This window comes from Nocardia nepalensis (assembly GCF_048910785.1).
Lineage (GTDB): Bacteria > Actinomycetota > Actinomycetes > Mycobacteriales > Mycobacteriaceae > Nocardia > Nocardia nepalensis.
Genome location: NZ_JBKBET010000041.1, coordinates 237,213 through 249,252, shown reverse-complemented (window position 1 = coordinate 249,252; position 12,040 = coordinate 237,213). Strand labels below are relative to the sequence as shown.

Genomic DNA, 12,040 nt, shown 5'->3' with positions numbered 1-12,040 from the left:
CCGTGAGCGACAACGAAAATGCGCCAGCGATCGATGTCCCGACGTCCGTCGAATCCCGACACGATGCCCGAATCTACGCCCTCACCGGCGTCGCGGTCCTCATGGCCGTCCTCGCCGCCATGCTCGGACTGCGCTGGCAGGCCACCGGCAACGACCTCGACGCCCTGCGGCAGCAGAACGCCGACCGCGACAAGGCCGCCGAGGTGGCCAAGGACTACACCCTCAAATCGCTGACCTACGACTATCGCAATATCCCAGCCTTCTTCGACGGCGTGCAGAGCGGCACCTCGGACGCTCTGCGCAACCGCTACCGGGAGGTGCACGACACCCTCGCCAACATCATGACCGGCGCCCAGGTCGTCGCGACCGGCGAGGTGATCGGCACCGCGGTCGAACCCAAGGACAACGACCAGTACGCGGTCACCGTCTTCGCGACCCAGCGCACCCAGAATGTTCAGCAGCCCGAACCGGCCACCGCCGCGAATCTGCTGATCGTCACGGTGTCGAAGAACGGCGGCGCCTGGCAGGTCGTGGATTACGGTCCGAAGCAGGCGGTCGCCTCGCGTTAGCGGAGCGCCCGCCACTCGGCATCGGCACGGCCGAGTTCGGTCGCGGGTGGCTCACCGCGTACCCATTCCCGCACGATCCGATGCCAATTCGCGCTCGCGCGCAGTTGGCCGATCATGCCGAAGGCGTAGAAATCCGCGCGCCGGGAAAAGAAGTGCTCCGGCGGCAGCGTCTGCCGGTGCATCCGTTCGAACGCCGCCGTGCGCGGATCCACGATCGTCATGAGCGCCCCGCCCGCGAGTTCGCCGGTGACCTCGAGTTCCTCATCGTCGAAGGTCCACGGCGAGGCGTCGTAGAAGTATTCGAGAATCTGCGCCGGAGTGATCGTCGCATTCGGTTCCAGGACCCCCGCGGTGCGCAGGAGCGCGTGCAATTCCTCCGCGCGCTCGTCGAAGGCCAGATCGGCACACGCCCGCTCGAAATCGACGCTGGCCGGATCCATTCGTTTGAACAGACCGAAGTCGAGGAAGGCCACCCGGCCGTCGGGGGTCAGCAGCAGATTGCCCGGATGCGGATCGCCATTGAATTGTGCGTCGAGGTAGATGCATCCGATGTAGAACCGGTAGATGATCTCGGCGACCCGGTCGCGCACCGCGGCGGATTCGCGGGTGATCGCGTCGAAACGCATGCCGTCCACGAATTCGGTGACCAGCACCCGCGGTGAGCACAGCGGCAGTACGGCATCGGGAATGCGCAGGAACGGATGTCCGGCGTACTGCGTGGCGATTTCGTGCTGGGTCTTCGCCTCGCGCAGATAGTCGGTCTCATCCGATATGTGAAATGTAAGCTCTTCAATGAATGCGTCGCTGCCCGCGGTCGGCAGCATCCGCTTCGAAAGTTTCAGCAGGAGGGCAAGATTCTTCAGATCGGCGCGCACGGCGGAGGCGATGCCGGGGTACTGGACCTTGACCGCCACCGCCATGCCGTCGTGCAACCGAGCGCGATAGACCTGACCGATGGATGCCGAGGCGAGCGGTTCGGTGTCGAATTCCGCGAACGCCTGCGCGAGGGTTTGGCCGAGGTCGTCCTCGATCACCGTGCGCATCCGCTCGAACGAGATCGCGGGCGCGCTATCGCGCAGGACGGCGAGTTTGCGCTGGAAGTCCGCGCGTTTATCGTGCGGAATCAGGGTGAGGTCGATGATCGACAGCATCTGGCCGACCTTCATGGCCGCGCCCTTCATGGTGCCCAGCATTTCGACCAGTTCGTCGGTGGCGCGCAGGAATTCGCGCGTGGTCGCCTCGTCGTCCGGATTCGACGGACGGGTCATGCGGGCGAATCGCGTGCGGGCATTGCGCACCGCCTGCCGCGCGGCGTAGCGCCCGACGGTGCCGCCACGGGCGATGCGCGAGGTGCGGATACGATCCGACATGGGAATCTCCATTCCGATGGGGCCCTCGCGCGTACGTCCGCGTTGATAGACTGACACATCAGTCCCAACTCATGGTCGATGGTAGACACCGGCCGATAAGTCTGTCGATGGGAGAAATGTGGCGGAGCAGCCGCGCACCGCGCGTCGCGGTCGCCCGCCGGAGGCCGGGTTGGCGCAGCGGCGGCGCCAGCAGATCATCGAGTCGGCCTACGCGGTCTTCGTCGAGAAGGGCTATGAGGGCACGGCCATCTCCGATGTGGCCGCGCACGCCGGCATCGGACAGGGCACGGTCTATCGGTATTTCACGAGTAAGCGCGAAATCCTGGACCATGTGGTCGATTTCGGCATCGAGAAGCTGAGCGTCACGGTGGACCCGAAGACCGTGATGGAACGGCCCGATTCGCTCGAGGCGCTGATGGAGAGTCTGCGGGCCGCGTCGGTGCGGCTCTACGACTTGGTCGAGCGTGAACCGGAATTCGTCCGGCTGCTGTTCGTCGAGGCCAGCGCCATCGATAAGGAACTCGCGGACCGGCTGCTCGGGTTGGAGATGGTGGTCGCCAAATTCGTCGCCAAGGAATTGCGCCGGGGGATCGAGGCCGGGTGGATCCGCGACGATATCGATGTCGATGTGCTTTCGCATACCATTCTGACGTTGGTGATGCCGGGACTGATGCGGGAGTTGTTCGGACCGGGCAACGCCGAAAAGCGTGAGCACACCGTGGCCGTCGTATTGAATCTGATGATGAAAGCGCTACGGCCGCACGGTAAGGCGGCGGCGAAGCGGGGTGCGGCCCGATGAGTACCGAGGCGGCGGTCGAGCGCAGTGCCAAGCGGCGTTCGGAGCTGGTGCTGGCCGCCTACGAGCTGTTCGTCGGCAAGGGCTATCGCAATGTCGCGGTCGCCGATATCGTCGCCCGGGCCGGGGTGAGCCATGGGACCTTCTACAACTACTTCGACAATAAGCGCGACATCCTCGACGCGGTCATCGACCACTATTACGCGCTGATCGGGGAGCGCGTGATCGGGCCGGATACCGAGGCGCCGACCACGCTGGACGAATTCTGCGCGATGTTCGGCCGTGCGGTCGACCGCTGCTTCGCGCTGGTCGAAAGCGAACCCGGTCTGGTGAATTTCATTCTGCTGGAGGTCTCCTCGATCGATGACCGGGTCATCCACCGTTCGGTCGAGAATATGGGCGCCTACGGTGACGCCGCGCGCGAACGCATCCGCGACGGCATCGCCCGCGGCTTCCTCGATCCGGATCTGGACCCGCGCATCGCCGGTGAGGTGATGCTCTCGGTCATCTTGTCGGCCCTGCTCTCCGCGATGCGCGGCGATGCGGACGGGCTGTCGCAGCAGCGCGTCACCGCCGAGCTCACCGCCTTCATCCGCGCGGCCTTCGCCCCGGAGCCCTGACCGGGTTACTTCATCGGCAGGCCGCCGCCGACATCGGTGATCTTCCAGTCGGAATTGCGGTCGACGGTGACGGTATAGGTGACCGTCGTTTGCGCGCCGTCGGGATTCTGGGCGTTGGTCGAACTGACATTGACGAAAACGTCGACCTGGTAGACGCCGTTGTTATCGGAGACCACCTTGGCGGTGATCGGATTGGCGGTGGAGGTCCACTTCAGCGGGGTGAGCAGTTCCTCGAGCTTCGGCGCGGTGGTGTCGAATTTGTTGGCCAGGGTCGGTGCGGTGTTCTGCTTGAGTCTGCCTACCCACGAAGCGAATTCGGCGTAATTGACGGTCGAGGCGCCGACGGCGTAGTCGGTGGCGACCTGCTCGGCGCGTTTATTGTCCGCGGCGACGGCGTCCCGGTCGGCGAGGTCGCTGCGGGCGGCGAAGAGGAATCCGGCGAGCGTCACGGCGAGGATGGTCACCGCGGCCAGCGCCGTGCCCCAGGCGACGGTTGCGATCGGAATCGAGATCGAACGGTGTTGTGCCGCACCGGCATCGGTGTCGGACTTGGTCGTATCGACTGTCATTGCTGCTCCGAAAGGTGGCTATTTGACGGTGATCTGGAAGTTCAGCGTGCCGTCGGGGCTGGTGGCGCTGAGCGCCTGGGTGATCAGACCGCCGATATCCAAGGGGCGCACGGCATTCGTCGCGAGCGCGGTCAGTGGCTGCAATAGCGGGATCATCGACGCGAGGTCCGGTCCGATCTGGTCGATCTTGGCGGCCAGCTGGCGCAGGAACGGGACGAGGCCGACGGTATCGGCGGTATCGGTGAGATAGTCGGCGGGCACATCGCCCTTGCGGATCACCCTGGCGATCGAGGCGGCGACCTCGCTGACCCGGGGCCCGAACGCGGCCCACGGATCGGCGGCGTCGTGCAGCGCCGGCCCGGACCAGGACATATCGGTGGCCTTGGCCTGGAATGCGACCAGCATGTCCCGGATGACATCCGAGCGGGCCAGCAGCGTCGCCGCGAGCAGATCCGTGGACCGGGACAACTGCGGAATGACCCCTTCGGTGCCCGCCAGCCCCTGGCTGAAGGTTTCGATGATCGCGCCCATCGCCTGCGGATCGAGCTGGTTCAAGATGCGCGTCGCGGTCTGGGCCACCTCCGCGATGGAGATCGGCATGACGATCTTGTCGGCGTCCACCGTCTGGCCGTCGCGCAGATATGGGCCCGCGCCACCGCCGCGCGGGCGGAAGTCCAGATAGGACTCGCCGAGTCCGGACAGACTTTCGATCCGCGCGATACTCGAGGTCGGGATGCGGTATCTGTCGTCGACGCGGAACCGCACCGAGACCTTATTTCCGGTGTGCGACACCGAAGTCACCTTCCCGACCTCGATGCCCGACAACAGCACCTTGGACCGGGGCAGTAGCCCGCCGGAGTCGGCGAGCACCATGGTCGCGTCGGTGTAGTTCTTCAGCCAGCCGACCTTGACCACGCCGAAACTCAGGTAGCTACTGCCGATGATCAGGATCGCGGCGATGGCGGCCAGGGAGACCACCGAACCGGGTTTGATGCGACGGGGTTTCAACGCACCGCGCCGATCATCCGCAGGTTCGCGATGATGCGATCGACCTGTTCGTCGGTGGAGACGGGCGCGCCCTCGACGCCGATGCGGGTCAGATTCACTTTCGGTCCTTGCTCCACGAACGGGATGACCTTGTCGCGCAGCAGTGCCACCAGGCGGTTGAGGTTGGACGGCGCGGACAGGTCGAGTGGGTTGGCCGCCAACAGCATTGGCACGAACGCCTTGGCGGCGGCGTCACTGGCCTGCAGGAAGGGGCCGAGCCAGTCGATCGCGTGTCCGATGATGCCGAGGGCGCCGACGACGCCGAGGGTGAGCACCAGCGAATTCGCGAACGCCGGGATATCGCGCGCACCGCGTTCGGACAGCAGGGCGTCCAGCTCTTCCTTATTGTCCAGCACCGCGCCGAGGTCCTGCTGGATCGCGTCGAGCAGGCGGCCGACCGAGTCCAGATTGTCGGCGACGTCCTGGGCGTCGTGGCCGAGCGTCTGGAAGATCCGCGCCGTTTCGGTGGACTGCGCGGGCAGTACCGCGTTGGTGCGGTTGATGATCTCCTGCATGCTGTGCAGCGCCCCGCCGCCGATGAAGGTGGACATGCCCGCCATCAGGTCCTCGATCTGGAGTGCGGGCCGCGTCTGTTTCAGCGGAATCGTGCCGCCCGGTGCGATGGTGCTGGCGAAATCGGCTGGGGGAGTGGTGAGTCCGATGTAGATATCGCCGAGGATGGTGTTCTGCCGCAGTTGCGCGGTGGTGGTGGTCGGCAGTTCGACTGAGCGGGAGATGTCGACGACGGCGTCGATGCGGCCCGAATTCTGTGCCGACGGGTCGACGACGGTGACGCTGCGCAGACTGCCGATCTGAGCGCCGTTGGCCACCACCTTGGCCTGCTTCGGCAGGTTCAGCGCGTTCGCGAATTCGATCCGCACCTGATAGGTCGGGCCCGCCACCGACGCCCCCGGCACTGGCACCGATGAGGGATCGAAAGCGCAACCGCCGAGCAGCATTGCGGCCGCCAACGCCGCCGCGAGACCGGTTCCGGCGCGTCGCACGAGTGTGGAATTTCTCATCGGGCACCTACCGGTCCGAAAACGAGTGCGGCCAGGTCGACTGCGGCCAGACCGTTCGCCGCGCCGCGGCACCGACCGGGCGTCACGGCATTGAGCGTGGCGCAGATCTGATCGGCGTTCTCTTGGGGCAGAGCGACTTTCGGTGGCGCATAGGTGAGTTTCATCTGCCCGCTCTGCGGGTCGATGGCATGTTGGAAGGCGCCGACCAGTGCCGGGATCATATCGACGATCTGTTGCAGCGTCGCGACATTGGCGCTGAGCAAGCGCAGATTCGGTGCGAGATCGTCGAGTCCGCGCAGTATTTCGCGGCCGTACTTGCGCGAGATGTCGTTGAACAGCGGCAGGTCGACGAGCAGCGAATCGACCAATTGCACCACTTTCTGCCAGATTTCGTTGACGAAGGCGATACCGGCTCCGGCGTTGACCAGCGCGGTCTTGATGTCGTCCCAGTTGGTCGAGATGCTTTTCGAGAGCTGACCGATCGCATCGATCAGCGCGCCGATATGTCCGATGGCGGCATCGGGGGCGCGCAGCGCGGTGCCGAGGTCCTTGATCAGGCCATTGATCGCGGGTCCGGTTCCGGCGGTGGCCCTTTGGAAGGCGGCGACGCTATCGCGGATGCGCGTCTGTTCGCCCGGTGCGCCGTGCGCGTCGAGCTCACTGGCCAGGCGCGAGAAGGCCGACAGGGATTCGGTGATGCTCTTGGGGGTGAAGGTCTGGGTGATGCAGGTGTCGCGCTTCCACGCGGGGCCGCCGGGCTCGCCGAGTACCGCGAGGTCGCGGTCGGCGACGAGGGTGTCGGAGACGGTGGTCGCGCTGACCTGACCCTGCAGCGGATGGTCGGCGTTCACCTCGAAATCGACGCGCACGCCGTCGCCTTGGGGCTCGACCGAGGTGACGTTGCCGACCGGCATGCCGAGCATGGTGACGTGGTTGCCGACGTAGAGGCCGACGGCGTCCGGCATGATCGCGCAGTAACCGAGTGATTTCTCCAGGGGCCGAAATGCCACCAGATAGCCCGCCACCGCGACGACCGCGATGACGATTCCGCCGATAATGGTGACGAAACCCTGCGAACCGAGTAGGCGTCTCACGGCCTCAGCACCCCTTTCCTGGGACCGGGATGCAGGTGGTGATCGTATCCGCCGACTGATCGATGACAATGCCGTCCTGCGGATCGACCGCGGTCTGCAGCTTCTCCTTGACACCGCGCAGCGTGTTGAGCGAATCGTCGAGCTTTCCGACGAGTTCGCGCAGTGCGGGCAGTGCCTCCATGAGTTTGTCGACCATCGGCTGTAGTTGTTCGCGCCAGGACGGTTCTAGGCCCGCGATCCTGGAGAGCAGTTCGGCGGCGATCACCAGTGCCTCGGTGATCTCGGCCTTCTTGTTCAGGCCCTGCACCTCCAGCAGACCGATCTTGCGGACGAATTGGCCGACCAGCGAACGGTTTCCATTGATGACGGTGAGGAATTCGTCGGTGACGGTCAGCGATCGCGACACCTCGGCGTTCTGCCTGTTGAGGATGGTCACGAAGGACTGCATGGCATTTCCCATGCGCCGCAGGCCATCCGGGCTCTGATCCAGCGAGGTCTGCAAGGCGGCCAGGTTCTCGCGCAGCGTCGTGGCATTGACGTCGGCGACCGGTTTGGCCGCATCCTGCAGGGTGCGCACCAGGCTGTACGGCAGCTTCACCCGATCGGGCGCAATCGCCGTCTTGCCCAACGGTTTCTGCCCGGCCGGAGTCATGGCCACGTAATGACCCCCGACAATGGTGAGCATCCGGATTTCCAGAGTGGTGGCGTCGCCGACGAAGACATTGCGGTCCACCGTGAACTTCATCTTCACCCGATCCGGCTGCAACTCCAGCGAAGTCACCGCGCCGACGGTGATCCCGGCGACCCGCACCTGATTGCCGACGCGAATCGACTGCGCCTCGGGCAGATAGGCGGTGTAGCTGGCCTTGCCGATCGGCAGCACGTAGATCACCGCGGTCGCGCCGAGCGCGAGGACGAGCAGAATCGCGCCGAGCAGGCCGAGGCGCAGTTCCCGGCGCTGTTTGGTGGTCTCGTGCCGGTCATGCCCGTGTTTCAGCTGTTGCATATCGAAATCCTTTGCCCGGCAATCAGTACCGCCACCATGGACGGCACCTGGGCTCGGCCCTTCGAGCAGGTGAGGTCGACCTGGACCCCGGTGCGGCTCGATGGCACCAGTGCGGATAGCGATTGCAGCAGGCCGGGGAGTTTGCCTAGCAGATCCAAGGCCGTCGCCGGATCCGGAAACAGCAGGTGTAGATCGTTTTCCAGATTCGGGTTGGCGACTTCGGTGAAGCCGAGAGTGGCCAGCAGGCTATTGAGCGGGCCCAGTGCGGACGGGGCGACATTGGCGAAGTCGATCAAGCCGTCGAGTTTCTCCTGGAATGCGGTGAACACATCGGAGAGGCCGCGCAGCAGGGTCACCAAATGCGGTGAGCGACCGCCGATCTGGTTTGAAATCGACTCCAGATTGCCGACGATCGTGGTGAGCACGGCTTGCCGATCCGACACATACGAGCTGAGCCGCCCGATCGCGTCGAGCGCGGGCCCGACCCCGGAACCATTGCCCTCGATCACCGCGAGGACGCTCTCGGTGAACTGATTGAGCGCGCCGGGAGAGAACTCCTGCAGCACCGGCTGCAGCCCATTGAAGAGCTGGGTGATATCGAAGGACGGGATGGTGCGATCCGTGCCGATGGTGACACCCTCGGCCTGTTTCGGCGTCGGATGTTCGGGTTGGCGGATATCGATATAGCGCTGACCGGTCAGCGATTGGTAGCGAATGGCGAGCACGCTCGCGTCGTAGACCGGCCGGTCCCGCTGCACCGTCAATTCGACTGCGGCGCGGCCGTTTTCCAGGGAGATATCGGCCACCTTGCCGACCGCGACGCCGAACATGCGCACGTCGTCACCGGTCTTCAAGCCGTTGGCGTCGGTGAATTCCGCACGATAGGTGGTGGTATCGCCGCCGACCGGCCGGACGATGGCCGCGGCGATCACCGCGAGCAGTGCGATCATCGCGGCCGCGAACAGTCCGAGCTTCCATGCCACCGCGATGGTCGAGGTCGGTTTCACGACGCGCCTCCCAGCATGGCGAATCCCTGCTGCCCGAGCAGCGGCACGGCAATACCCGGCACGCCGCGCAGGGTGATGGCGGCATTGAGCGTCGGTCCGTTCGCGGTGTCGGCGAACATGCGATCGAGGCGTTGGATCAGTTCGGTCAGCTCGGCATGGGACTGTCCGGGATTCGGGACGGTCGCGGCGAGGGCGGCGACCAAGGGCGCGAACATGTCGGTATAGCCGGAGAAGTGTTGGCGGGAAATGTCGCCGATGGTGCCGACGGCCGGAAATGCCTGGTCGGTGATCATGGTGATGGACGCGTCGTATTTGGGACGATCGTTTTGCAGGACCTCGATATCGAGCACCGACTTGAGCAGTTTGAAGGTCGAGGAGGTGAATGAGCCCAATCCGTCGTAGAACGAGGCGTATTGGTCGATCAGGAACGAGGACGGGTAGCGCTGGGTGTCGGCGATCGCCCGGCTCAGCATGATGACGGCCTCCAGTATCGGGGTGAAGGCCTGTAGCTCACCGCTGAAAGTCTGGAGTACCTGGGCGAATTGGGGCGTGAATACCTCGGTCGAGGTCTCGGTGAGCGCTCGCAGTAGCCGTCCCATCGTGGCATCGGCGACCCGGTTCGCATTCGCGCCCGCGAGATCGACCACCGAACCGGAGTGCAGCGGTGCGCCGCCGTCGACGCGCTCGAGGGTGACGGCACTGATGCCGAAGAGGTTCTCCGGTGTGTAGTCGACGGCGAGATCTTCGGTGAGTCCGGAGGTTTGGGACTTGTCGAGGTCGAGGGTGATGAGCTGGCGGCCTTGGCCGATGCTGGCGATATCGGTGATCGTGCCGATATCGACGCCGTCCAGACGCACCGAGGTGCCCTCGATAATGCCCTCGCCGATCTGCTGGGTGCGCAATTGCACCTGCATGCGCTCGCCGTCGGGTCGGTTCTGATATCCGGTCCAGGCCAGCGTGACTCCGACGGCGACGACCAATGCCGCCGCGCCGAGGGCGCGCGAGCCGCGCTTGCCCATGGTGACACCTGGCAATCCGTAATTGGGCATCTTCTTCTTATCCCGGGAATTCGATCGAGGAGTTGACGCCCCACAGCAGCAGGGTCAGCACCATATCCAGCGCGATGATCGCGACGAAGCTGGCACGCACCGCGCGTCCGGATGCGATGCCGACGCCTTCGGGTCCGCCGGAGGCGAAAAACCCGTAATAGCAATGGATCAGGATGACCGCGACGCCGAACACCAGGATCTTGACCACCGCGGCGAGGACATCGTAGCCGCTGGTGAACTGGAAGAAGTAGTGCTCGTATACCCCGCCCGCCTGGCCGTGCAGCAGTACCACCACCGTGTCGCAGGCCAGGTAGCTCAGGATCAGCGCGATGAGGAAGGTCGGCACGATCGCGATCGCTCCGGCGATCACCCGGGTGGTCACCACGAACGGAACCGAGCGCAGGCCGAGGGATTCGATGGCGTCGATCTCCTCGGAGATCCGCATGGAGCCGATTTCGGCGGTCATCCGGCAACCCGCCTGCGCGGCGAATCCGACCGCCGCGGCGATCGGGGCCAGTTCCCTGGTATTCGCGAAGGCCGAGACCACACCGGTGACCGGGCCGAGCCCGATCAGGTCGAGGGTGGTGAAGCCCTGGATGCCGACGCCCGCGCCCATGGCGATGCCGAGCACGATCAACATCGGCACCGTGCCGCCGCCGACGATGACCGAGCCGCGCCCCCAGGTCATATCGGTGATGGTGCGCATGGTTTCGCCGCGATAGCGCCTGAGCGTCAATGGAATAGCGGCCAGCGCCTGGAAGACGAAGCCCAGTGCGAAGCCCGCGTTCTCCAGCGGTGCCAGCACCCGGACCCGGTCGAATAGGCGGTTGGCCCAGCGAAATCCCTTGGGTACGTACGCGGTAGCGGTCATCACGCCACCCGCAGCGGCAGGAACATGGCCACGACCTGGGTGATCACCAGATTCACCACGATGATCGACGCCACCGACAGCACGACCGCGGCGTTGACGCCGTCGGCGACCCCGCGCGGCCCGCCTCTGGCCTCCAGCCCCCGCTGGCAGGCCACGATCACCACGATGAATCCGAACAGCACCGCCTTGATCATCGAAATCCACACGTCGGTGAGCACGGTGAAGGAACCGAAGGTGGCCCAGTAGCTACCGGGCGTGACATTCTGCGCGCCGATCGCGACGGCGTAGCCCGCCACGATGCCGACGAAGATGATCAGCACATTGAGCAGCGGCGCGACCAGCATCATCGCGGTCACCCGCGGAATCACCAGTCGATGCACCGGGCTGATGCCCATGGTGCGCAGCGCGTCGATCTCCTCTCGGACGGTGCGCGCGCCGAGGTCGGCGGCGATGGCCGACGCGCCCGCACCGCCGAGCAGCAGTCCGGTCGCGATCGGTGCGCCCTGCTGGATGACCCCGAGCCCGCCCGCTGCGCCGATCAATGAATCCGCGCCGAGCTGATGGATCAGATTGCCGACCTGCACCGAGACGACAACTCCGAACGGCACCGCCATCAGCACTGCGGGAATCGCGGTGACGGTCACCAGATACCAAGCCTGGCGCAGCATTTCGTGCCATTGGAACTCACGCGCGACGATATCGGAGACGGTGCCGCGCGTCGATTCCAGACCGAGGTCGACCACGCGACCGAAGGTGCGCAGGCTCGACAGCGTGGTATCGGTGAGATTCTTCCGCGCTATTCGCGTCGCCGTCGGTGCCGATGCTGCTATCGGCGTCAGCGTCGGCGCCGCGCTCGGCGCGTCGGAGTCCATCGATCGTTCCTCCCTGTACTTCCCCCAAAGGGCCACGCTAATTGCCAGGCCACACTGCCCGTTTGACGTGACACGTCAGTGTTTTGACAGTTCTCGACAGCCGTCGCCGTGATGATCGCGAGTGGCTGTGAACGCGGTCACCAACCGC

Annotated in this window: 13 protein-coding genes; 3 read left to right on the top strand and 10 right to left on the bottom strand. The window is 65.1% G+C overall.

Annotated features, from left to right (window positions below; genetic code table 11):
- The first annotated feature begins 2 nt into the window (after positions 1–2).
- Positions 3–569 carry a hypothetical protein gene (locus ACHQ4I_RS41020; RefSeq protein WP_420777311.1) on the top strand — a complete coding sequence of 189 codons (567 nt, stop codon included), beginning with the start codon at positions 3–5 and terminating at the stop codon, positions 567–569.
- Here the strand turns inward: ACHQ4I_RS41020 and ACHQ4I_RS41015 are convergent.
- Positions 566–1,939, bottom strand: coding sequence for an ABC1 kinase family protein (locus ACHQ4I_RS41015; RefSeq protein WP_420777310.1), 1,374 nt, complete (start codon positions 1,937–1,939; stop codon positions 566–568). The two genes, ACHQ4I_RS41020 and ACHQ4I_RS41015, sit on opposite strands and share 4 nt — an antisense overlap.
- Positions 1,940–2,057: 118 nt before the next feature.
- Here ACHQ4I_RS41015 and ACHQ4I_RS41010 point away from each other — a divergent pair, with 118 nt between their 5' ends.
- Complete coding sequence (locus tag ACHQ4I_RS41010) at positions 2,058–2,738, top strand: TetR/AcrR family transcriptional regulator (protein ID WP_420777309.1); 681 nt, start codon at positions 2,058–2,060, stop codon at positions 2,736–2,738.
- A complete protein-coding gene (locus ACHQ4I_RS41005; protein ID WP_420777308.1) occupies positions 2,735–3,355 on the top strand; it encodes a TetR/AcrR family transcriptional regulator in 621 nt (206 codons plus the stop codon). The genes ACHQ4I_RS41010 and ACHQ4I_RS41005 overlap by 4 nt, the downstream gene beginning before the upstream one ends.
- A gap of 5 nt (positions 3,356–3,360) precedes the next feature.
- Here the strand turns inward: ACHQ4I_RS41005 and ACHQ4I_RS41000 are convergent, their stop codons facing one another.
- The 9 genes from ACHQ4I_RS41000 to ACHQ4I_RS40960 are packed head-to-tail and all read right to left on the bottom strand — an operon-like array spanning position 3,361 to position 11,892.
- The gene (locus ACHQ4I_RS41000; RefSeq protein WP_420777307.1) at positions 3,361–3,924 is read right to left on the bottom strand and encodes a hypothetical protein; all 564 of its coding nucleotides are present in this window, start codon (positions 3,922–3,924) and stop codon (positions 3,361–3,363) included.
- 18 nt (positions 3,925–3,942) lie between these two features.
- The gene (locus ACHQ4I_RS40995) at positions 3,943–4,932 is read right to left on the bottom strand and encodes an MlaD family protein (protein WP_420777306.1); all 990 of its coding nucleotides are present in this window, start codon (positions 4,930–4,932) and stop codon (positions 3,943–3,945) included.
- Positions 4,929–5,993 carry an MlaD family protein gene (locus ACHQ4I_RS40990; RefSeq protein ID WP_420777305.1) on the bottom strand — a complete coding sequence of 355 codons (1,065 nt, stop codon included), beginning with the start codon at positions 5,991–5,993 and terminating at the stop codon, positions 4,929–4,931. Before ACHQ4I_RS40990 ends, ACHQ4I_RS40995 begins: the two co-directional genes overlap by 4 nt.
- Positions 5,990–7,087, bottom strand: coding sequence for an MlaD family protein (locus ACHQ4I_RS40985; protein WP_420777304.1), 1,098 nt, complete (start codon positions 7,085–7,087; stop codon positions 5,990–5,992). Before ACHQ4I_RS40985 ends, ACHQ4I_RS40990 begins: the two co-directional genes overlap by 4 nt.
- A gap of 4 nt (positions 7,088–7,091) precedes the next feature.
- A complete protein-coding gene (locus tag ACHQ4I_RS40980; RefSeq protein WP_420777303.1) occupies positions 7,092–8,093 on the bottom strand; it encodes an MlaD family protein in 1,002 nt (333 codons plus the stop codon).
- Positions 8,081–9,100: an MlaD family protein gene (locus tag ACHQ4I_RS40975; RefSeq protein WP_420777302.1), complete on the bottom strand. Its 1,020-nt coding sequence runs from the start codon at positions 9,098–9,100 to the stop codon at positions 8,081–8,083. Before ACHQ4I_RS40975 ends, ACHQ4I_RS40980 begins: the two co-directional genes overlap by 13 nt.
- Positions 9,097–10,149 (bottom strand): MlaD family protein, encoded by a 1,053-nt coding sequence (locus ACHQ4I_RS40970; protein WP_420777301.1) that lies wholly within the window; start codon positions 10,147–10,149, stop codon positions 9,097–9,099. The genes ACHQ4I_RS40975 and ACHQ4I_RS40970 overlap by 4 nt, the downstream gene beginning before the upstream one ends.
- Before the next feature lie 7 nt (positions 10,150–10,156).
- The gene (locus ACHQ4I_RS40965; protein ID WP_420777300.1) at positions 10,157–11,020 is read right to left on the bottom strand and encodes an MlaE family ABC transporter permease; all 864 of its coding nucleotides are present in this window, start codon (positions 11,018–11,020) and stop codon (positions 10,157–10,159) included.
- The gene (locus ACHQ4I_RS40960) at positions 11,020–11,892 is read right to left on the bottom strand and encodes an MlaE family ABC transporter permease (RefSeq protein ID WP_420777299.1); all 873 of its coding nucleotides are present in this window, start codon (positions 11,890–11,892) and stop codon (positions 11,020–11,022) included. Before ACHQ4I_RS40960 ends, ACHQ4I_RS40965 begins: the two co-directional genes overlap by 1 nt.
- Positions 11,893–12,040 lie beyond the last annotated feature (148 nt).